Annotated in this window: 23 protein-coding genes; 18 read left to right on the top strand and 5 right to left on the bottom strand. The window is 58.6% G+C overall.

The genetic code is table 11. From position 1 onward, the window contains the following. Nucleotides 1–6: 6 nt before the first annotated feature. Nucleotides 7–897 carry a cytochrome c oxidase subunit 3 gene (locus tag AAFH99_RS02405; RefSeq protein WP_043319826.1) on the top strand — a complete coding sequence of 297 codons (891 nt, stop codon included), beginning with the start codon at nt 7–9 and terminating at the stop codon, nt 895–897. A 56-nt stretch (nt 898–953) separates the two neighbouring features. Here AAFH99_RS02405 and AAFH99_RS02400 read toward each other — a convergent pair whose 3' ends face one another. Next, nucleotides 954–1178: a DUF2909 domain-containing protein gene (locus AAFH99_RS02400; protein WP_043320533.1), complete on the bottom strand. Its 225-nt coding sequence runs from the start codon at nt 1176–1178 to the stop codon at nt 954–956. Nucleotides 1179–1292: 114 nt separating this feature from the next. Between AAFH99_RS02400 and AAFH99_RS02395 the strand changes: the two genes are divergently transcribed. From AAFH99_RS02395 to AAFH99_RS02370, 6 genes are all read left to right on the top strand, one after another. Beyond that, nucleotides 1293–2060, top strand: coding sequence for an SURF1 family protein (locus AAFH99_RS02395; protein ID WP_043319824.1), 768 nt, complete (start codon nt 1293–1295; stop codon nt 2058–2060). A 73-nt stretch (nt 2061–2133) separates the two neighbouring features. Further along, nucleotides 2134–2781 (top strand): hypothetical protein, encoded by a 648-nt coding sequence (locus AAFH99_RS02390; protein ID WP_043320532.1) that lies wholly within the window; start codon nt 2134–2136, stop codon nt 2779–2781. A 20-nt stretch (nt 2782–2801) separates the two neighbouring features. Next, the gene (locus AAFH99_RS02385) at nt 2802–3857 is read left to right on the top strand and encodes a heme A synthase (RefSeq protein ID WP_051687249.1); all 1056 of its coding nucleotides are present in this window, start codon (nt 2802–2804) and stop codon (nt 3855–3857) included. Between the two features lie 65 nt (nt 3858–3922). Further along, the gene (gene cyoE, locus AAFH99_RS02380; protein WP_043319823.1) at nt 3923–4831 is read left to right on the top strand and encodes a heme o synthase; all 909 of its coding nucleotides are present in this window, start codon (nt 3923–3925) and stop codon (nt 4829–4831) included. Between the two features lies 1 nt (nt 4832). Further along, nucleotides 4833–5501, top strand: coding sequence for an SCO family protein (locus tag AAFH99_RS02375; RefSeq protein WP_043319822.1), 669 nt, complete (start codon nt 4833–4835; stop codon nt 5499–5501). 116 nt (nt 5502–5617) lie between these two features. Continuing rightward, on the top strand, nt 5618–6406 hold the full coding sequence (locus AAFH99_RS02370; RefSeq protein ID WP_051687248.1) for a CPBP family intramembrane glutamic endopeptidase: 789 nt from the start codon (nt 5618–5620) through the stop codon (nt 6404–6406). Nucleotides 6407–6425: 19 nt separating this feature from the next. On the opposite strand, the gene znuB is transcribed toward AAFH99_RS02370, so the two are convergent. Together znuB and znuC are read right to left on the bottom strand one after the other, a co-directional pair. Beyond that, nucleotides 6426–7235 (bottom strand): zinc ABC transporter permease subunit ZnuB, encoded by an 810-nt coding sequence (gene znuB / locus AAFH99_RS02365; protein WP_043319821.1) that lies wholly within the window; start codon nt 7233–7235, stop codon nt 6426–6428. After that, on the bottom strand, nt 7235–8065 hold the full coding sequence (gene znuC, locus AAFH99_RS02360; RefSeq protein WP_406828557.1) for a zinc ABC transporter ATP-binding protein ZnuC: 831 nt from the start codon (nt 8063–8065) through the stop codon (nt 7235–7237). The genes znuB and znuC overlap by 1 nt, the downstream gene beginning before the upstream one ends. A gap of 154 nt (nt 8066–8219) precedes the next feature. Between znuC and AAFH99_RS02355 the strand changes: the two genes are divergently transcribed. Next, nucleotides 8220–9140 (top strand): metal ABC transporter substrate-binding protein, encoded by a 921-nt coding sequence (locus AAFH99_RS02355; RefSeq protein ID WP_406828556.1) that lies wholly within the window; start codon nt 8220–8222, stop codon nt 9138–9140. Between the two features lie 28 nt (nt 9141–9168). Here the strand turns inward: AAFH99_RS02355 and AAFH99_RS02350 are convergent, their stop codons facing one another. Continuing rightward, complete coding sequence (locus AAFH99_RS02350; protein ID WP_043319820.1) at nt 9169–9693, bottom strand: hypothetical protein; 525 nt, start codon at nt 9691–9693, stop codon at nt 9169–9171. A 209-nt stretch (nt 9694–9902) separates the two neighbouring features. On the opposite strand from AAFH99_RS02350, the gene polA reads away from it, so the two are divergent. The 3 genes from polA (at nt 9903) to AAFH99_RS02335 (ending at nt 14188) form a co-directional block, all read left to right on the top strand. Next, nucleotides 9903–12647 (top strand): DNA polymerase I, encoded by a 2745-nt coding sequence (polA, locus tag AAFH99_RS02345; RefSeq protein ID WP_406828555.1) that lies wholly within the window; start codon nt 9903–9905, stop codon nt 12645–12647. 871 nt (nt 12648–13518) lie between these two features. Next, on the top strand, nt 13519–13998 hold the full coding sequence (locus AAFH99_RS02340; RefSeq protein ID WP_156035318.1) for a hypothetical protein: 480 nt from the start codon (nt 13519–13521) through the stop codon (nt 13996–13998). A 10-nt stretch (nt 13999–14008) separates the two neighbouring features. Continuing rightward, nucleotides 14009–14188: a hypothetical protein gene (locus tag AAFH99_RS02335; protein ID WP_406828554.1), complete on the top strand. Its 180-nt coding sequence runs from the start codon at nt 14009–14011 to the stop codon at nt 14186–14188. A gap of 10 nt (nt 14189–14198) precedes the next feature. Here AAFH99_RS02335 and yihA read toward each other — a convergent pair whose 3' ends face one another. Continuing rightward, nucleotides 14199–14867: a ribosome biogenesis GTP-binding protein YihA/YsxC gene (gene yihA / locus AAFH99_RS02330; protein ID WP_406828553.1), complete on the bottom strand. Its 669-nt coding sequence runs from the start codon at nt 14865–14867 to the stop codon at nt 14199–14201. A gap of 136 nt (nt 14868–15003) precedes the next feature. On the opposite strand from yihA, the gene AAFH99_RS02325 reads away from it, so the two are divergent. From AAFH99_RS02325 to AAFH99_RS02295, 7 genes are all read left to right on the top strand, one after another. Then, nucleotides 15004–15654, top strand: a complete 651-nt coding sequence (locus tag AAFH99_RS02325) for a cytochrome c (RefSeq protein WP_043319816.1) — start codon at nt 15004–15006, stop codon at nt 15652–15654. A 216-nt stretch (nt 15655–15870) separates the two neighbouring features. Then, complete coding sequence (locus AAFH99_RS02320) at nt 15871–16548, top strand: thiol:disulfide interchange protein DsbA/DsbL (RefSeq protein WP_043319815.1); 678 nt, start codon at nt 15871–15873, stop codon at nt 16546–16548. Nucleotides 16549–16703: 155 nt separating this feature from the next. Then, nucleotides 16704–17933 (top strand): hypothetical protein, encoded by a 1230-nt coding sequence (locus tag AAFH99_RS02315; RefSeq protein WP_156035316.1) that lies wholly within the window; start codon nt 16704–16706, stop codon nt 17931–17933. Between the two features lie 134 nt (nt 17934–18067). Further along, nucleotides 18068–18613, top strand: coding sequence for a hypothetical protein (locus AAFH99_RS02310; protein WP_043319813.1), 546 nt, complete (start codon nt 18068–18070; stop codon nt 18611–18613). A 3-nt stretch (nt 18614–18616) separates the two neighbouring features. Beyond that, nucleotides 18617–19630, top strand: a complete 1014-nt coding sequence (locus AAFH99_RS02305) for a hypothetical protein (RefSeq protein ID WP_406828552.1) — start codon at nt 18617–18619, stop codon at nt 19628–19630. Continuing rightward, nucleotides 19627–20037, top strand: a complete 411-nt coding sequence (locus AAFH99_RS02300; protein WP_043319810.1) for an ACT domain-containing protein — start codon at nt 19627–19629, stop codon at nt 20035–20037. The genes AAFH99_RS02305 and AAFH99_RS02300 overlap by 4 nt, the downstream gene beginning before the upstream one ends. A gap of 70 nt (nt 20038–20107) precedes the next feature. Beyond that, nucleotides 20108–20854 (top strand): hypothetical protein, encoded by a 747-nt coding sequence (locus AAFH99_RS02295; RefSeq protein ID WP_406828551.1) that lies wholly within the window; start codon nt 20108–20110, stop codon nt 20852–20854. The last annotated feature ends 28 nt before the right edge of the window (nt 20855–20882 follow it).

Below are 20882 nucleotides of genomic sequence, written 5' to 3'. Positions count from 1 at the left end.
AAGACTATGGCCACAGAAAGCAGCTACTATGTTCCCGAGCAGTCCCGGCTGCCTATCTTCGCCACCATCGGCATCTTCCTGACGGCCTTCGGCGCCGCCACCTGGATCAATGGCGGCAGCTCGTATATTTTCTTTGCCGGTGCTCTGTCCATGGCCACCGTGCTGTGGTTCTGGTTCGCTGCAGTGATCAAGGAAAACATGCAGGGCCTGAACAGCGATCAGCTCAAGCGATCCTATGTGTGGGGAATGGGCTGGTTTATTTTTTCCGAGGTGATGTTCTTTGCCGCCTTCTTCGGTGCGCTCTATTACATTCGCACCTTTTCACTGCCGTGGCTCGGTGGTGAAGGGGATCGCGGTTCCTCGAATATGCTGTGGGAGGGGTTTCAGAATACCTGGCCGCTGATGGTCACCCCGGAGCAGGCAGTCAGTGGCGAGGCGGCCAAGGTGGTCGGCCCTAAAGGCATCATCGATCCCTGGCATTTACCGCTGCTCAATACGGTATTACTGCTGGCTTCCAGTGTCACTGTACACATTGCGCACGTGTATCTGAAAAAGGATAAGCGGCAGGCCTTCAATCTCTGGCTGGGTGCCACCGTGGCACTGGGTATCGCTTTCCTGTTCTTCCAGGTGGAAGAATACCTGGAAGCCTACCAGCAGCTGGGTCTGACGTTGGAATCCGGTATCTACGGCACCACCTTTTTTATGCTTACCGGTTTCCACGGTGCCCATGTGACCCTGGGCACCATCATGTTGTTGATCATGCTGCTGCGCTCGGTCATCGCCCATCACTTCAAGCCGGACGATCATTTTGGATTTGAAGCGGCCAGCTGGTACTGGCACTTTGTGGATGTGGTCTGGGTAGGATTGTTTATCTTTGTCTACGTTCTGGGTGCGTAACTGGCGTGGGGTGGAGTGGTGGATAAGCGCAGCGCATCCACCAACTCCAACCCGATTTAATATTTGTTGGCCCAGGGCGCGGTGTTGGAAAGGATCCCGCTATCAAATCCATACCAGATAGCGATCAGTAACAATGCCGCCAGAGAGATGCGAATACCCAGCGCATAAAGGGTTCGCTTGGATTGCGGCGCGCCCATATCGCGCAGTAGAAAAATCAGAGCGCTGGTCAGGCTGGCCAGCACGGCAAGAAACAACAACACGATTATTGCTTTTAGCCACATAATAAAACGCCACTTATTGAAGTATTTATTGGCATGACAGCTCCCCAAAAATCGCAGCAACACCGCGATCACGCAGTAGAAGCCGGGAACGCCGAACGCTGTACGGACCACGCGATGGATGGCAACAGTTTATCGCGTGACGCCAGTGTAGCATTTATCCGAAACTGGCCCGTCACCCTTCTCAGTCTGTGTTTTTTTCCGTTGCTTTTGAGCCTCGGCAACTGGCAACTCAATAGAGCGGCGGAAAAACAGCAGATCCAGGACCAGATCAACGGACGACTCTCCACCCAGCCGATTAACCTGACCGGGCGGGTCCCGGAGCCCGGGACGCTGAGTGCCTACACGCCAGTGCGCCTACTGGGCTTTTACAGCGATGAGTACTTCCTTCTCGACAATCGCACCCGCAATGGAAGGGTCGGCTACGAGGTATTGCAGGTCTTTGAAACCGGCAGCGGCGATGCAGCGAAAGTACGCTGGTTGATCAATCGTGGCTGGTTACCCGCCAGTAGTCACCGAAGTGAGCTGCCGCAGGTGAGCTACCCGCTCGCGGCAAAAGTAATCACCGGCTTTCTGTATCCGGGCAGTCTCGAGGGGCAGGGCCTCACCAACCCGCACAGCCGTATTCAGTCCCCGAGGCAATTGAGCCCGGAGCAGCTGAATGTTGCGCAACCGGCATGGCAGGTACGCTTAAGCGCGGACTCGGACACGGCGTTCACAACCGACTGGCAATTGATTACTTCAAGCCCCCAGAAACACACGGGATACGCAGTGCAATGGTTCACCATGGCAGCAGCGCTGTTTGTGCTGTGGCTGCTGACAGCAAGCAACCTCCGTCAAATATTGCGCGAAAAGTGGTTTAAAAAAACAACAGAACAGACATAATCATCCCATAACAATAACGAGCGCATGTGCGGACATCTGGCCGTGAATGGCGCCCAATAGCGAGGTACATAAAGTGACTGAGCAAGTTCAGGCCGAACAGGCGACAGGTCTACAGGCGTCTTCCCGGGACAAACCATCGGGCTTGGGCCGCTGGACGGGTATCGGTGTGGTTGCCTCGGTAGTGCTCCCTATTGTCGCGGCATATGTCATTTTCTACACCGGTCTGGGTATGCCCTCGGACACGGTCAATCAGGGGGAATTGCTGATCCCGGCTCAGAGCGTGGCGGAAATAGATCTGCGGCAGGACGACGGTGCACCGCTGTCGCTGGTGGATGCGGAGCCCAGGTGGCGCTATCTGATCCTCGGTGACGCACAGTGCAGCGATGAATGTGAACAGCTTCTGTATACCACTCGCCAGGTGCATATCCGTCTTGGTGACAAGGCGCGGCGGGTGGAGCGGGTCCTCGCCACGGGAGCGCCGTTGAGCAAGGAGCGTCTCCGGGATCTTGCCAACCAGCATCCCAAACTGCGCTTTTCCAGCGTAGAGCCTCAGCAACTGGATCAGTGGTTAGCGGACAGCGATCACGCTGGGCTGACGCGCCCGAGCGTATTACTGGTAGACCAGCAGGGCTACGCCATGATGGTGTACAACAATTCGCACAGTGGCAACCAGCTGTTGAAAGACATTAAACGAATGCTGAAGTACTCCTACGAGAAGTAGTGGTCAGAGGAGAGCGCGAAATGGATGTGGAATCCGACATCACTGAATTGCGAAAAAACTACAAGAAGGACTGGCGCTTTCGCCTGGCTTTGGCGGGCACCGGCCTTGCCCTGGTGGTGGTAGTGCTCGGTGCTTTCACCCGTTTGTCGGACGCCGGCCTCGGTTGTCCGGACTGGCCCGGCTGTTACGGGCACCTGTTATGGCCGGATGAGCACCATGAAATTGCCGCGGCCAACGCCGCCTTCCCGGATACCCCGGTAGAAACCCATAAAACCTGGCCCGAGATGGTCCACCGGTATTTTGCCGGTCTATTACTGCTGCTGGTGGCCGGATTAACCTATCTCTTCTGGCGCCGCCGCGGTCACCGCGGATTTATCCAGAGTCATATCCTGCTGGGTCTGATTATCCTGCAGGCCGCCTTTGGTATGTGGACTGTCACCCTCAAATTGTGGCCGCAAGTGGTCACCCTGCATTTACTGGGCGGTATGGCTACCCTGTCGGTGTTGTGGATGTTGTCGGAGCGGCTGCGATACCGCAGGCGGTTGATACCGGCTCACGAGTACACCGCGCTTCAGAAACTGCGCCCGTTGGCGGTTGCTGCGGTGATTGTTGTAAGCCTGCAGATCGCTCTGGGCGGCTGGACCAGCTCCAACTACGCGGCGCTGGCGTGCCCAGACTTTCCCACCTGCCACAACCAGTGGTGGCCCGATGCGGATTTCAGGCAGGGATTTAATATTGCGCAGCATATCGGACCGAACTATCTGGGTGGTGCGCTGGAGAGCGATGCGCGCACGGCGATCCACCTGACCCACCGCATCGGTGCAATCATTGTGACATTGATTGTGAGTCTGCTTGCCATACTCGCCTGGCGTGCCGGATCGCCCCGCTGGGGTCAGGGCCTACTCGCGGTGCTGGGCTTGCAAGTGGCCCTCGGAATTGCGAACGTGGTGATGTTCCTGCCGCTGCCAATCGCCGTGGCACACAATGCGGGCGCCGCACTGCTGCTTTTGAGCCTGCTGACATTCTGCTACCGCATCAACACGGTGCAGCCGGCAATTGGAAATTTCCCGAAATGATGTAGTGCGTATGTGGTAGAGGGTTTTGTAGTACCTCAAATAATAATGACAATGAGGTGGTAACCATGAGTACCCAGGCTGTAAGTCTCCGTCGTGCCGGGTGGCGCGATTACTATGAGCTCACCAAACCGCGGGTGGTGATGCTGATGATCCTTACCTCGGTGATTGGCATGTTACTGGCCACACCGGGCATGGTGCCGCTGGATATATTAATTCTGGGGAATGTTGGAATCGCCCTATGTGCCGGTGGCGCGGCTGCGGTAAATCACCTCGTCGATCGGCATATCGATATCAAGATGGCTCGTACTACCAACCGTCCGGTGGCGCGGGGTCGGGTCGAGCCGCAGAAAGCACTGCTGTTTGCTCTGGTTCTGGGCTGCTCCGGCATGGCGATACTACTCGCCTACGTCAATGCGCTCACTGCCTGGCTGACGCTGGCCTCCCTGCTGGGCTATGCGGTGGTGTACACCATGTTTCTCAAGCGCGCCACGCCACAGAATATCGTGATCGGTGGCCTTGCTGGCGCCGCTCCGCCGCTGCTTGGCTGGGTTGCGGTAACCGGCGAGATGCACGGCCATGGGCTTTTGCTCGCGCTGATCATTTTCGCCTGGACTCCGCCGCATTTCTGGGCACTGGCTGTGCACCGTCGCGATGACTACGCCAAGGCAGAAATCCCCATGCTGCCCATCACCCACGGGGTGCAGTACACCAAAATCCATATCCTGCTGTACACCATTATTCTGCTCGCCGTCAGTCTTCTGCCATTTGCCACCGCCATGTTAGGTTGGCTGTATCTGCTCGGTGCGGTAGTGCTTGGGCTTGGCTTTCTGTACTGGGCTATCGAAATGCTGCGGGGCCGCAACCCCAACGCGGGAATGGAGACCTTCAAATACTCGATTATTTATTTGATGGCGCTCTTCTGCATCATGTTGCTGGACCACTATCTGGTGGCGTTGCCAACAAGCGGAGTCTGACATGGGTGAAAACCTGCATCACACACCGGCACAGAAGCGGGGCATCTTGCTTACCGTTGCAGTGCTGGTTCTGTTTATGATCGCCGTCCTGGCGGGTTTTTTAAATAAAATGAATCAGCCGCGAGTAATTACCGATGCGGAGTTGCGGGCCAATGGCGCAATCAAACTGGAGCGGCCGCGCATTCTGGACGAATTTGAATTGATTGCGGACAGTGGTGACGTGTTCAAAACCACACAACTGGCCGGGCGCTGGACATTGGTATTTTTTGGCTTTACCCACTGTCCGGATGTGTGCCCCACCACTTTATCCACTCTGAATAATTTTTATCAGACACTGGATGACGATACCCGGGAGAACACGGATATTCTGTTGGTATCGGTCGACCCGCTGCGAGATAAGCCACAGCAACTCCAGGAGTATGTGCGCTACTTTAACCCGGACTTTTATGGGGTGACCGGCGAATTCATCAACCTAAAACGTTTTGCCAACCAGCTGAACGTGCCGTTCAATAAGGTGCCTCTCGACGATGGGCAATACACTGTCGATCACGGGTCCCAGGTAGTATTGATCAACCCGCGCGGGCACTATCACGGCTTTTTCAAAGCGCCCCTGGATCCGGCGAAAATGAAACTGACGTACCGTTCAATGCGTGCCACTTATAACGGCTGAGCGACAGTGATCACGGTAGGGGAGTGTAGCAGGCGCTATGATGGCGCCTGTTCTTGTTTACCCACTCTGGTGAGCAGAACCGAACAATTCGCCAACGTGCTGAAAATGGATTTTCTATGTTTTCACTCAATGTACAGCGGGGGACGCCGGTGATTGCCGCGGACGCCCCGATTGATGGTAAGTCACTCTGGATGCCTGCGGCATTTCTCTGTCTGCTGGCAATTCCCTTCGGCTGGATCGGTATATTTGCCCCTGCCATCTGGCTCGGCCTGGTGGCGATGGACAGCGCCCAAGGCTGGAAAAAGGCGGTAAGCTATGTGATTACGGGGTTGCTGATGCTGGTGGTGACCAGTGGCGCCATCCCGGGTAACGATCACATCCTGTTGATGGAGCCCTACCTGCAGAACGGCAGTGAGATATATCCCAGCTTTCGCCCGGCCAAAGCGGTTATTGCGGTGACCCTGGTGCTGTTTATGCTGGTGCGGCCGCAACCGCTGAAACGCAAAGACCTGCCATTGATGGCCACCGCCATCTCCGCCCCGATTGTCGCGGGTGCTGTCTTTCTCGACTTCCAGCCTAAGCTCACTACTAGCATCGCCCTTGCCGCACTGCTCAACCTGGTGATTGTGTGTATCGCCGAAGAGGGTTTCTTCCGTTGGGTACTGCAGCGTGGGCTGGGCCAATGGCTACACCGCTGGCCGTGGATTCCGACCATTCTGGTAACCCTGCTGTTCACCTATCTGCACACGGGCTGGGCTGTTTCCACCACCATGTTGTCGCTGGTTGGGCTCGCGGGCCTGGGTTACGCGCTGATCTGGCAATTGCGTGGCAGCTTCTGGGCCTGCGTGTTAACTCACTGGGGGGTAAATCTGTTGCATATGACCTTGCTGCAATATCCGGGTTGAGCCGTTGACATGATATGAATCAGGCAGTTGTTTCCCGGTGAAACAACTGCCCAATCAAAAACAGGCAGCCCGCCGCCAGCACGATCGACGGCCCTGCCGGGCTATCCCACAGCACCGACGCCGCAAGGCCGACGGTCACCGAAATACAGCCGATCAGTGCGGCGAAGCCGGCCATCTGCTCCGGGGTGGTCGAAATACGGCGTGCGGTGGCGGCGGGGATAATTAGCAGGGCGGTGATCAGCAGTACCCCCACCACTTTCATGGCGATGGCAATCAGCAGTGCCAGCATTAGCATCAGCGCCAGGCGCACTCTTTCAACCCTGACGCCCTCGACTGCCGCCAGTTCCTCGTGCAGGGTGAAGGCGAGCAATTTCGGCCATAAAAAGACCAGCAGTAAAGCGATCACCAGGGTGGCGATGGCCATCAATACGAGATCCTGAGTGGTTACCGCCAACAGATCACCCAGCAGCAGCGATAAAAGATCCACATTGATATCCAGCAGGCTGACGGTGACGATCCCCAAGGCCAGCATGGAGTGGGACAGAATGCCCAGCAGGGTATCCACAGACAGATTCTGGCGGCGCTGAAAATAAACCAGTAGCACTGCCAGCAGACAGCTGCTTGCCACTACCGCCAGTGTGGGCTGGATATGCAATACGAAACCGAGGGTCACGCCAAGTAGGGCGGAGTGAGCGAGGGTGTCGCCGAAATAGGCCATGCGCCGCCATACCGCAAAACAGCCCAGGGGGCCACTCACCAGCGCCACCAGCAGACCGGCGGAGAGGGCGTACCAGAGGAAAGTCGATTGGAGAACGTGGGACCATTCCATCAGTCGATCTCTCCGGAGTCTGTCGAAGATGTCCGCGATGGAGGGGGGGTTATCGCGTGGTCGTGGTCGTGATCGCAGCCCTCGTCCACGATTTCACCACCGATGTCGTGGTGGTGATTGTGATGGTGGGTGTAGGGTGCCAGTTTATCGCCGAACATCTCCAGATAAGCCGGGTCCTTGCTGACCTGCTCCGGGTGACCGTGGCAGCAGATATGCTGGTTCAGGCACAGTACCCGGTCTGTGGCGGCCATCACCAGGTGAAGATCGTGAGAGACCAGTAACACGCCGCAGTCGAGTTCATCACGCAACTGGTCGATCAACTGGTAAACCTCGCTCTGGCCGCCCAGATCGACACCCTGAGTAGGCTCATCGAGCACCAGTAATTGCGGCCTGCGTGCCGCTGCGCGGGCCAGTAGCACCCGCTGCATCTCACCGCCGGACAGGTCCGCCAGGCGCGAATTGGCCAGATGTGGAGCGGCAACGCGGTCCAGTGCGTCCGCCACCTTGACCCCACTGATCCCCAGCTGCAGAAAGCGCGCCACGGTCATCGGCATGGTGGCATCGATCTGCAGGCGCTGGGGCATATACCCCAGACGCAGGCCCGGCAGCCGCTCTACCCGACCGGTGGTGGGTTTGGTCAGCCCCAGTAGCAGCCGCAGCAGGGTGGTCTTGCCCGCACCATTCGGGCCGATCACGGTAACGATCTCGGCGGGATGCAGCGTCAGGGAAATATCCTGTAACAGCCGCCGACCAGCGATTTCCAGGCTGACCTGGTGAGCGCGGATAAGCGGTGCGGTTGGTCTGAGGGGGCTCTCCTGCGGACTCTTCAAGGGACTTCCAGACTGGATGACTGACGGGTTTAAAAGGTGGGAATTGGCTGGCGAGTGTAAGCTGGCTGTGATTATATCGCATCCCCTAAATTGGGTGTCATTAACGGCACCTGCGTTACTTGATCCGAAATTGCACCGCTTGAGCCGCCTGTTGATGTCTGAAATAGCCCTTCGCCTGATTACCGCACTGACCATTGTTGCGACCAGCGTGTTCGCGACCGGCGGCTGCAGTCCACAGGAGCAGATCGAGAAGCAGGGGGCACTCAAGGTTGTCGCCAGTATAGGCCCGCTGGCCATGATTGCCCGTGAAGTGGCTGGGGACGACGCTACGGTGCAGCAGCTGATCCGCAATGGGGACCCGCACCATTTTGCCCCCAAAGTCTCTGACCGCCTGAACCTGGAGGCGGCGCAGCTGGTGGTGTGGATGGGACCGCCGATGGAGTCGGTACTGGCGCGGCAGATGGCACTGGTGCCCGCTGAACGTCAGCTGGTGCTATTGGCTGATGAAACGGCCTACGAATATGAAGGCGCGGAACCCACAGACCCCCACCTGTGGCTGCGGCCCCGCAATGCGGCGGTCATGGCCGCGATGATTGCCACGCGTCTTGCCAGCGCCGATCCGGATAATGCGGTGCACTACCGGCAGCGCGCTCGGGATTTCTCCCGTGCCATGTCCAACCTGCAAAAGGTGCAGGACCGCGCACTCTGGGCGTATAAAGATGCTCCTATCGTCACCACCCACCAGGCCTACAGTCATTTTTTTGGCGCAGCGGGTGTCGAGGTTGAGAGTCTGGCGGGATCGGCGGATCACCAGCATGGGGCGCGGACCCTGGTGCAAAAGCGCCGCAAATCAGAGGGAGACCAATCGGAAGGCGCCGTAGCTGGCTGCCTGTTTGGTGAGGCTCCCGCCAACGACCGTGACCGACAGACTGCCGCCAACCTCAATCTCGGTTATCAGGCGCTAGACCCGTTGGGGGTTTACCTACCGGAAAGCGCGGGTTATCGGGACCTGATGGAAAAACTGCTTGCGGACGCGCGCCTGTGCCTCGCGCGCATTCCGGATCGCAGCGAGTAATCCTCCAGCTTTGTGGCGCCACACCGGGTCAGGAGGGCTCCTGTTCCGGATCTGGCTGTTGCTCGTCCTCCACCTGCAGTTCGTCCAGCTTGAGTTCAAGCGTCGGTACCACCCGGTCGGCTCCCTCATCGAGGGCCGCAGGCGCCGCAGAGGCCGGTGCCGAAACATCGGTCTCAAGTGATGGTCGCGGCGCCGACTCCTGTGCCACCTGCTGTGTCTCCTGCGCCGGCTTCAGGAAAGCTTTGACCTGCTGTATCTGCACGCTGCGGACATTGTCCAGCAGCGCCCGCCGGTTCTGCTCTTTCAACATTTCCTGCCGATACTGTTCGCGGTTCTGCTCTTCGACCAGATACACGTTGCTGACGGTTTTCGCCTCGCTTAGCACTTCCGGTACGGCATATGTACTGGTCTCCACATGCTCCATGGTTTCGGCGGCGTAAGCCGAGCCTGTGTTTGCCTGCGTCCGCGGTACCTGCTGATCGGCGCCCTCGCCAAAGGCGGTACCGTTAAACCCCAGGACCAGTGCCAGGGGAATGAAAAGATGGGATTTCATGATCGTGTGCCTCGCTGCGACTTCCCTATACCAAGCCTAGAAGCTGCGGCCGAAACGGGGGTGACACTGCGATGACTGGCGCGGCGGTGACGATGGATTGAACGGCGCAGCGTCAAAATTCGCCGCCGGTGCACGAGCGAAATTCTTCCAAGGCGGGTATCCTGTCGCCCAACAATTCCGACCCACGCAAATCGAATTCCCAACTGTCTATGAGCAACGCCAAGACCTCTTCCGCGCCACTGATTCTGGTGGACGGCTCCTCCTATCTGTACCGCGCGTTTCACGCCCTGCCGCCGCTACAAACCAGCAATGGCCAACCCACGGGCGCTGTACGCGGGGTCATCTCCATGCTACGCAAGCACTTGAAGGAGCACCCGGACAGCCCGGTGGTGGTGGTATTCGACGCCAAGGGCAAGACCTTCCGCGACGAACTGTTTGAAGAGTACAAGGCCCAGCGCCCACCAATGCCGGATGATCTGCGCGCGCAGGTTCAGCCGATTCACGACATCATCGACGCCATGGGGCTGCCGCGCCTGGTGATCGACGGGGTGGAAGCGGACGATGTGATCGGTACCCTGGCGCTGCAGGGCGCAGAGCAGGGCATGGAAGTGATCATCTCCACCGGCGATAAGGACATGGCTCAGCTGGTACGCCCGGGGGTGACCCTGGTGAACACCATGTCGAACACCGTACTGGATGTGGAAGGGGTGAAAGAGAAGTTTGGTGTGGGCCCGGAGCTGATCATCGACTTTCTCGCGCTGATGGGCGACAAGGTGGACAACATTCCCGGCGTCCCCGGTGTGGGCGAAAAAACCGCACTGGCGCTTTTGCAGGGGATCGGCAGCTTGAAAGACATTTATGCGGACCTCGATGCGATTGCGCCACTGGGTTTCCGCGGTTCAAAAACCCTGGCTAAGAAGATGGAAGAGCACAAAGACGCCGCAGAAATGTCCTATGTGCTCGCCACCATCAAGACCGATGTGGAAATGGACTATCAGCCACAGACCCTTGCCAATAGCGAGCCGGATACCGACAAGCTGCGCGAGCTGTTTAAAGAAATGGAATTCCGCAGCTGGGTGGAAGAGCTGGCCGGCGGAGGCGATGCCGAGTCCGCCGCCGAGGCCATGGCAGTTGAACGTAACTACAGCATCATCCTCGACGAAAAAGAGCTCGATAGCTGGATCGAAAAACTGAAAAAAGCCGACGTCTTCGCCTTCGATACCGAAACCACCAGCCTCAACTACATGCAGGCCAAACTGGTGGGCGTGAGCTTTGCCGTGGAAGCCGGCGAGGCCGCCTACCTGCCTCTCGCCCACGACTATATGGGGGCACCGGCACAGATCGATTTCGACAAGGCGCTGGCTAAACTCAAGCCGATTCTCGAGGACGAGCAATACAAAAAAGTCGGCCAGAACCTCAAATACGACAGCCACATTCTCGCCAATTACGATATCGAACTGCGCGGTATCGCCCGCGACACCATGCTCGAATCCTACGTACTGAACAGCACCGGCAGCCGCCACGATATGGACACCCTCGCGCTGAAATACCTGGGCGAGACCACCATCAAGTTTGAAGACATCGCCGGCAAGGGCGCCAAGCAGCTCACCTTCAACCAGATCGAGCTGGACAAGGCGGGCCCCTACGCGGCGGAAGATGCGGATATCACCTTGCGCCTGCATCGGGAATTGAGCTGTCGTCTGGGCAAAGAGCCAAGCCTGGAAAAAGTCCTCGACGAGATCGAAATGCCGTTGGTGCCGGTGCTCACTCATATCGAGCGCAACGGGGCCTATATCGATGCGGCCATGCTGAAAAAGCAGTCCGGCGAGCTGGAAGAAAAAATGCGCGCGCTGGAACAACAGGCGTACGACGAGGCCGGCGAGGAGTTCAATCTCGGCTCCACAAAACAGCTGGGCACCATCCTGTTTGAAAAACTGGAAATCCCGGTGATCAAGAAAACCCCGAAAGGGGCACCGTCCACCGCGGAACCGGTGCTGCAGGAACTGGCGCTTTCCCACAAGCTGCCGGCGCTGATCATGCAGTACCGCGGTATGGCCAAGCTGAAAAACACCTACACCGACAAACTGCCGCTGATGATCGACCCGGCCACCGGCCGCGTGCACACCTCCTACCACCAGGCGGTGGCCGCCACCGGTCGCCTGTCGTCCTCGGATCCCAACCTGCAGAATATTCCGATCCGCACCGAAGAGGGCCGTCGAATTCGCCAGGCATTCGTTGCCGACCCACGCATCAATGGCGGCAGTGCAATCGTGGCCGCGGACTACTCGCAGATCGAGCTGCGCATCATGGCGCATCTGTCCGGCGACAAGGGATTGCTGGATGCCTTCGCTGAGGGTGCAGACATTCACCGCGCGACCGCGGCGGAAGTGTTCGAAGTGCCCGTGGACGAAGTGTCTGACGAGCAGCGCCGCCGCGCCAAGGCGATCAACTTCGGTCTGATTTACGGCATGAGTGCGTTTGGCCTCGCCAAGCAGCTGGATATTCCGCGGGGCGACGCCCAGACCTATATCGACCGCTACTTCGAGCGCTACCCGGGTGTGCTGGCGTATATGGAAAACACCCGCAAGCAGGCTGCGGACAAGGGCTATGTGGAAACCCTGTTCGGCCGCCGCCTGTATCTGCCGGAGATCAATTCCCGCAACGGGATGCAGCGCCAGGCCGCTGAGCGCACCGCCATCAACGCGCCCATGCAGGGCACCGCGGCGGACATTATCAAGCGCGCAATGATCGCGGTGGATGCCTGGTTGCGGGACGAGAAGCTAGAAACCCGCCTGATCATGCAGGTGCACGATGAACTGGTACTGGAAGTGCCGGCGGACGAGCGGGCGCTGGTGGTAAAACGCATCCCGGAACTGATGCAGGCCGCCGCGGAACTGGACGTGCCGCTGATTGCCGAACTGGGTGAGGGTGCCAACTGGGACGAGGCGCACTAAAAATTTTTAATTTTTTTTAAATTTTTTGGTTTCCGGCGGAACTCCGCCGGAAACAGCCCCTCTAACTAAGCAAGATCGTTGGATTGCAACATCATCCCCCAAAGCTTAGTCAGAAGCCCCTCGCCCCGAAGCTACCCCCATCGGGGCTTTTTTTTGCCTGAAATTTGTACGACGGTGGTCAATAGCGCGGAATACTTTACCGGGTACTGTCTACAAATTGCGCGAAGAGTAGGGTTTTTAGAGTGCCTCGGGGAATAAAGTCTCAGAAACGGAATTTTTTGCCCGCACGGGCGAGATAGGTGGGATACAGTTGCAGCGTCCGAACAGCGAAAAAAAGTGGGGAACCTCGGTGCCCCAGCTTAGTCTTTGTACTGAAGGATTTGGTGTTAAAGGGTTCGCATCGGATGCAGTGGAATTTGGGTGAGAACCCAAGGTCGCGCCCGTCCCCCTGGGCGCGGCTCCCCAGTGTCCATCCCCAAGGACACTGACCCCTGGCCGGCAGCTGCAATCTGCCGGCTTTTTTTTGCCCGCGATTTCCGTCGGCCGCTGGACCGCCTGCCTGCGAGCCTCGCAACCCAACATCCCGTTTTAAGCCCAAAAGACATCCTGTGAGACCGCGTTCGCCTTCGCAGAGCGCGAAATAAGAGCGGCATGTTTTTAGTCTAGACGAATTCTGGCGGCGCAAGTCACCCGGCAATACCCCTGAGTGATCATTTAATTGCAAATGATAATTAATCGCACTAAAGTGGTGTGAGGAATCCGGCCTTTCTGTTTGGGGGCCGAATACACGTGGATTTGCCATCGGATCGGCCCACATCCGCTCAGGGGATTGTGAAGGGGCCAGAGAGTGGCCAGACAGAGGGGGAGTCTTGTGAACCTGCGATTTCTATGTGCCAACCACCGCCAGTGGTTAATGGAGGATACCCGCCGGGCCGAACAGGCATGGCTGGAGTGGATGGAGCGCGGCAGCGTGCTGTGTGAGGAGGGGAATCAGTCCCGGGCCATTCCATTTCTCGGATGTGCCTTTGAACTGGCGGATTTCTTACTGTTGAAGCGTGCCCCGGGGTTTGCGGTTGCAGCACTGCGCTTTACCGACAGCGCGCGCCAGCTTATGGAGGCTTATCGGCGGCAGGGCGAAACCGGGCATGCAAACTATGTTCAGGTGACCTCCAGCTCGCGTTTGGCCCGTGAATTGGGGGACAAAGTCAATTACCAACTAACCGCGGACTGTATCCGCACCCTGTATACCGGTGAGATCGATCTGCCACCGGGGGTGGCGGAGCGCGTAAAGGCGAGCGGTGGTTGGCAACCTGTGGCGGGCGCCACGGGTGCGTCTACACCGTTGCATTGAGGGTGCAGCCGTGGCCACAACCGAGCACTTTCTCACGGTCCAGATCAGTCAGCGCACACTGGTATCTCTGATTGCGCGCCGGCAGCTCACCGCAGAGCAGCTGCGTGGACTGACCCCAACCGCCCGCCGCACTCTGCGGCGCATTCTCCTCGAAAGCCTGCGCGAGGACGGGCCGCTCGGGCGCCACTGATCGGGTAGCTTCAGCTATCGCCACCCTCCAGTTCGGTATCGTCTGCTTCGGTGGCGTCTGCCAGGGACAGCCACTGATTCAGCTGTCGCTCCAGTTTGTCGAGCCCCTTGCGCTTGGGGGCGGAGAAAATCTGCACCGTGACATTACGGTCAAGCTCCAGTGCCTTGAGTTCTTTTTCCACCGCAAAGCGCGCGTTGTTGGCGGGGCCGTTTTTCAGTTTGTCCGCCTTGGTGAGCAGAATGTGAGTGGGTAGCCCGGAGGTGGTAGCCCAGCTCAGCATCTGCAGATCAAACTCTTTCAATGGCAGGCGAATATCCATCAGCAGCACCAGACCTTTCAGGCAGTGGCGCTGTTCCAGGTAAAACGCCAAGTGGCGCTGCCACTCATCCTTCATTGAGCGGGCTACCTTGGCGTAGCCGTAGCCGGGAAGGTCCACTAACCGCTGCTGCTCACTCAGCCGAAAAAAGTTGATCAACTGGGTGCGACCGGGAGTTTTCGACGTGCGCGCAAGCTTGCCATTGTCGGTCAAAGCATTGATGGCACTGGACTTACCTGCATTGGAGCGCCCGGCAAAGGCGACTTCGGCGCCGGAATCCTCCGGACACTCTGCCAGGGTCGGCGCGCTGATAAGGAATTCCGCTCGGCGGAAATTGATTCGTTCTACATTGGATTCAGACATGGGCCTTCCCGGTACACTCAGATGGCGCGCAAGTATATAATGCCGCGGTTTTATCGTCGCTGATGGCTGCCCGGCGTTTGGTTGCCGTCGACAGCGAAGATCGAATGCAAAACTTCAGCGCGCAACAGGACGACGTATGAACAGCATTATAAAGAAGGCCGCTCTGGCTTTGGGGATGGTAGCTTTCGCCCAGGTGGGACACGCTGCCGGTGACGCCAGTGCGGGACAGGCCAAGGCTGCGGCATGTGTAGCCTGTCACGGTGTAGATGGCAACAGCCCGGCGCCGACCTTTCCGAAGATTGCCGGTCTCGGTGAAAAATACCTGCTCAAGCAGATGCACGACATCAAGGACGGCGCCCGCAAGGTACCGGAAATGACCGGCATGCTGGATAACCTGAACGATCAGGATATGGCCGATGTCGCCGCGTATTTTGCTGCCCAGAACATCCAGATTTCCGGGTCTGACCAGTTCACCGTGATGCTGAACAACGGCGATACCGTGAATGCGCTGGAACTGGGTCGCAAGATTTTCCGCGCCGGCAACGCCGACACCGGTGTGGCTGCATGTATGGGATGTCACTCGCCGACCGGTCAGGGCAATGCGCCTGCGGGCTACCCGCGCCTCTCCGGGCAGTATGCCGAATATGTGGAAAAGCAGCTGAAGGCTTTCCGCGAAGGCACGCGCGCCAACGATGGGGATGCCCGCACCATGCGCACCGTGGCGCGCCAGCTGTCGGACGCCGAGATCAAGGCGGTGGCCAACTATGTGGCAGGCCTGACCGAGTAACCACCACACGCAATAAATCTCAGCGTGTGAGCTATCCGACAAAAGACCGGTCTCAGACCGGTCTTTTTGTATTTGGCCGCCGCGCACGGGTTGCACCGGGCGGTGGGAACTTCAATAATCTTCGCGGTCTATATTCAGCCGGGCGACAGTTAGGCCTAAGTACCCTGTGGGTAATCTGTCCCCGTCACCCAGAATAAAAGTTTGGAGTAAGTACCTATGAGAGCCGTCGTCGCACTATTTACCATGCTGCTGAGCCTCGCAGCCTGCGCCCAGGAAGCCCCGGGCAAGTTCAAGGCCGGCCAGCACTACGAAGTGCTGCCCCAGGCCGTCGCCCAGGATGACGACAGCAAAATCGAGGTAACCGAGCTGTTCTGGTACGGTTGCGGTCACTGCTATCACTTCGAGTCGCCGCTGAAAAAATGGCAGAAGACCATGCCGGCTGATGTGTCACTGACCAAGATCCCCGCCATCTGGCAGCCGGTAATGGAAGTGCACGCGCGCATGTTCTACGTGGCTGACGCCATGGGCGTACTGGACAAGGTTCACGATCCGATCTTTGGCGCTATTGCCCAGCAGCGCAAAATGTTTGCCAACCGCGATGGCCGCGAATGGAAGCCGGATGATGCCGCCATTGCCGAAATTTTCACTCAGGCTGGTGCCGACGGCGACAAAGCGGTGAAACTGATGAACAGCTTCGCCATCAACAGCAAGGTCAAGCAGGGGCAGGCCAAACAGCGCGCGTATAAGCTGTCTGGAACGCCCGAGATGGTTGTCGCTGGTAAATATCGTGTCAGCACCTCACTGCCAGGCTTCAAGGGCAAGTCCAATGGTCAGCAGATGATGCTGGATGTGGTGGATTTCCTGGTGGAAAAAGAGCGCAGCGAAAAGGGCTGATTGCCATCGACCAAGTTCCTGAAAACCCCGCCTCTGCGGGGTTTTTTCTTGCCGGAAGGTGGGAAATCGCCACGAAATCTATGCGTCTCAACCCCGCACAGCCGAGCACTGCTAGGCTAAAAGCGGGTGCCGCCACCAATTCCACCAGAATCACAATGCACCAGACTCGCCCGTTGCCACAGAATGTCTCACTGATCGCCAAGGGGTTGTGCGGCCTGTACCTGCTGTTGCTCGCCGGTTTGGCCCTGGCGCAGACACCGGACAGCTCAGCCGATGCTCAGCAGAATACCGCGGCGCGGGCGGTCAGCCTGCTCTCGTTCGTGGCGGTAGATTACCCGGATGCGGTGCAGGACGGTGCGATCAGTGACCGTGGCCTGTACCGCCAGACGCGGGACAATGCGGAATTTGCCAGCGGTTTGGTAGAGCAGCTGCCGGACAGGCCTGGTCGCACCCAGTTGCTCGGAGCCTTAGCCTCACTGAACAGCGCCATAGCCGGCAAATCTTCCGCGCAATCAGTCCGGCGTCAGGCCAACGCTGCCGCCGATCGCCTGGCTGCCCTCTATCAGTTGCCGCGCTCGCCGGCGGAGTCTCTGCCTGCCGCCAGTGAAGCCCGCGCCCTCTATCAGGATCGCTGCCAGCACTGCCACGGAATTGACGGTGCCGCCGACCAGCCGGAGCGGGTTCTCAACGACCCGGTCCGTATGGCCAACCTGAGCCTTTACGATTTTTACAACGTGCTCGAGCCCACGCGCAACGACGCCCATGACGAAGCAGTGGACAGTGATCTCAGCAGCCGTCAGCGCTGGGCACTGGCGGTCAAGGTCGCCTCGTTTAGTGCACCAGCACTGGCACCAGCGCCGAAGCTCGCCAAGCGCTATCCCGCTCTGGTGGGGCTGCCGGGTATCGCCGTTCTGCGCCCGGCCACGCTTCCGGACGAAGCGCGAGAGTCCTTGATGTGGTGGCGCGCGCACCCGGTGGAAACCCGTGCTCTGCAGCATCCCCTGGCTCGCGCCGCCGGACTCGTGTACCTCGCCCAGACCACCTACCGCAGTGGTGATACCGCCAGCGCCTATCACCAGATCATGCTCGCGCTGCGCACCGGCTATCTCCCGGCCCGGGGGCAATTGGCCGCGCGTAACCCGGCGCTCGCCACCCAGCTCGATCAGCAGTGGCAGGAGCTGCGCACCGCAATCCTCGAGCGGGCACCCTCCACCGAGGTGATAGAACAGTTCCAGCGCCTGCTGGCGAATGTGGTGAAGGGGCGGGAACTGCTGCAGCCTACCGGTGGTAGTGCCATCTATGGTTGGGCGGCACTGATGTTTGTTGCGGCGGTGGGGGTGGGGGCTCTTTTGTGGTTTGGTTTGCGCCGTCGGCGAAAAACGTAGACCCATAGGCTGGTGTGGCGCGAAAACAAAGAAAATTGTCGCTTACGCTGCCACAGTTGAGATTTACGACTAGTCTTTTAATTAGGTTGATCAATTAACCGCCAGTCGTAGAACCCAACAGAGAAGAGTGCCGCATGAAGTTGTTGCGTCAGTTGTCCTTCCGTCCCGTTCTTGAATCACTGCTGCAGGCCTACGCCCTCACGTTTGCAGTCTTTCTAATCCTTCCCACCTTCGCCGAAGCCCAGGAGCATACCCCGGATCAGGCCGCCGCCAAAAACTGGGTGGGCAACTGGCTGGTGGTCGGCCAGGGGGATGAACAGCTCGTGTGGCAGCTCAAGGCTGACGGCACTGGCTTCGCCCACGGTTTCCGCAAAGACGGCCAGCTCACCCACGGTTTTGCCATTTCCTGGCGGTTCGAGGGAGATACCGTGCGTATCCGCACCGGCGGCACTCTGCACTGCAACAGTGGCATGGTGTATGCGCAATTTACCGGTTGGAGCCCCGTCACCCTAGACTTCAACGTGATCGACGGTCGCCATTGGCGCCAGCACAACGGCGGTATCCTGGCCTTCCAACGCCGTCTTGCAGACTGGGAAACCCCCAATCATGGTGCGGAGTGTCCCAACCTGTATCAGCGCGACCGCAGTGAGACCCAGCAGACCGCCTCGGCAGGGAACTGAGGGTTGGACCCAGCCAAGTCATTCGCCCGGCCCGTGCAGGTACCGACGTCACTGGTAACAGTATCCGGGTCCGTGCCGGCGAAGGAAATCGCCGGCTCCGGCCAGCGGGATCGGCAACTCTCTCAGGGACGAATAAAGCGCAAGCGGAGCCCGGCAGTTATGCAGCCACGCTTTATTCCAATACTTCGCGCCGCGAGTCACAGAGCTCTGTTACTCACGGCCATGGTACTGGCTCCGGTAGCCGTCACCACCGCCCAGGACAATGGTGCCGAAGCGGAGGAAACCGATACTGCAGAAGTGCAGAAACACAACCAGCAGGGCGATGCACAGCATCCCGGCTGGAGCGCAGAGTCCCGCCTTGAGGCGGATCAGTGGGTGGGCAGCTGGCTTATCTCCCGGGATGGTGAGGCCCAGCATGTATGGAGTCTCAATAAAGACGGTACCGGTCGCTCATACGCCTTCAGTCGCAGCGGCGACAAGATGAAATTCTCCTACGGTTACGACATCAGCTGGTATTTCGACCCGTTTACCCAGATGGCCAATATCAAGACCGAACGCCGTATCGTATGTCGCGGTGGGCGCTTGTACCCCTATTTCCTCACCCTCAAATCTTACGAAAGTGATTATGCCGTGAAGGGCAAGTACGCCTGGCAGACCACCTGGACGGAAGCGAGCATCGGCCGCAATTATCTGCACAAATCTCTGGTGGTGTTTGTCGCGCCGTTGTCCGGCTGGCACAACCCGGAGAAGGATGCACCCTGTCCCACCTTCCCGCGTATGGATATCGAAAACGATATCGACCTGGCGCTCGATCGCTGGGAGCAGGAAGCGCAGCAGGCGCAACAGTTGGTGGATACCACCCCGGTGGAAGGTGAGCCCGAGTTTGAGGGTGAGAGTTTCGAGACCGAAAAATCTGGCCCGGCGGTACAGAAGCCCAAGGGCAAACTGCCAAACCACAAACGCGACAAGAGCGCCAAGGCGCGCGTGAAAGACAAATCCAGGAGAGAACGCCGATGAATGCACAGGTAAAAATCGACCAGCTGTTATTGCGCCTTACTCCGATTCTGGACCGCGAACGGTTGGGTCTATGCAATCTGGACGAGACACAGTTGCAGAAGCTGTTGCCCGAGTGCCGGTGCATTTTCCGTGAGCGAGAAGGCATCTGTGCTCTGCTGCCGCGCCATATAGCTGAAGATGCAAAACTGGCTGTGGAAGACGATTATCGCCAGATTACCCTGCACTACGCCGCCGGTGTCCAGGTGCCCGGGCTCACCGCGATTATTCTGCGAGAGTTGGCGGATGCCGGGATTCAGGTCAACGTGGTATCCGCGCGCTGTCACGAACATGTTCTGGTGCGAGATTGTGATGCGGCTCAGGCCATGCAGATTCTGTATGGCATCAGCAATCGGCTGCAATACAGCTGAGACCCGGGTACACCGCATTTCCGAAAACCACTGATGGCAGGGAGTGCCGCACAGGAGCTCCTTGCCGACCATGCATATTGCCTATCCGCCGCCACTTCCTCACGGACCTATTCGCCAGCTATTGCCGGATGTTTTTGTCGTGCGGGGGCAGGCCCGTATTGCTCCCGGAGTACTGGTCAATCGCAATATGGGCATAGTGCGCAGCGGAGATGAGTTACTGCTGGTCAACCCGGTGCGCCTCAACGCGGCGCAGGAAGAGCGGCTCACTGAGCTCGGTACGGTGCGCCAGGCCGTGCGTCTGGGCTATTTCCATGGCTGTGACGACCTCTACTACCGGGATCGTTTTAACGTGTTTTTCTGGCGCCAGTCCCACTCCGATCACTATCCGCTTCCACCCGCCGACCAGTTTCTCGTCGACGGTGGCACCTGCCCGGTCACCGGCGGCCGGGTGTTCGAATTCAGTAACAGCAGCGTACCGGAAGCCGCACTGCTGATTCCCCATGCCGGGGGCCTGCTACTGACCTGTGATGCGTTGCAATACTGGAACGGATGGACCGCGTGCAACTGGGCGGGCAAGTGGATGCTACGTCTCAGCGGCGTTCATCAGGGCATGCAGGTGGCGCCGGGCTGGTGCCGGCGCGCCACCCCGGACAGTGAAAACAATCAGCGCTGGCTGGCCGCAGACTTCCAGCGTCTGCTGCAGCTGCCTTTTCAGCATATGCTGGCAGGTCATGGGGACTTCTGCGCGGACCGGGCTCATGAACTGGCCGAGCAGGCGGTCGCCAGCAGCTTCAGCTGCCTGCAACCCGGCCACTGACCCCGATCCTGTTTGCCTTTGTCTACCT

The organism is Microbulbifer sp. ARAS458-1 (assembly GCF_045348205.1).
Lineage (GTDB): Bacteria > Pseudomonadota > Gammaproteobacteria > Pseudomonadales > Cellvibrionaceae > Microbulbifer.
The sequence above is the reverse complement of the archived record's forward strand: the minus strand, read 5'-3'. Positions and strand labels throughout refer to the sequence as shown.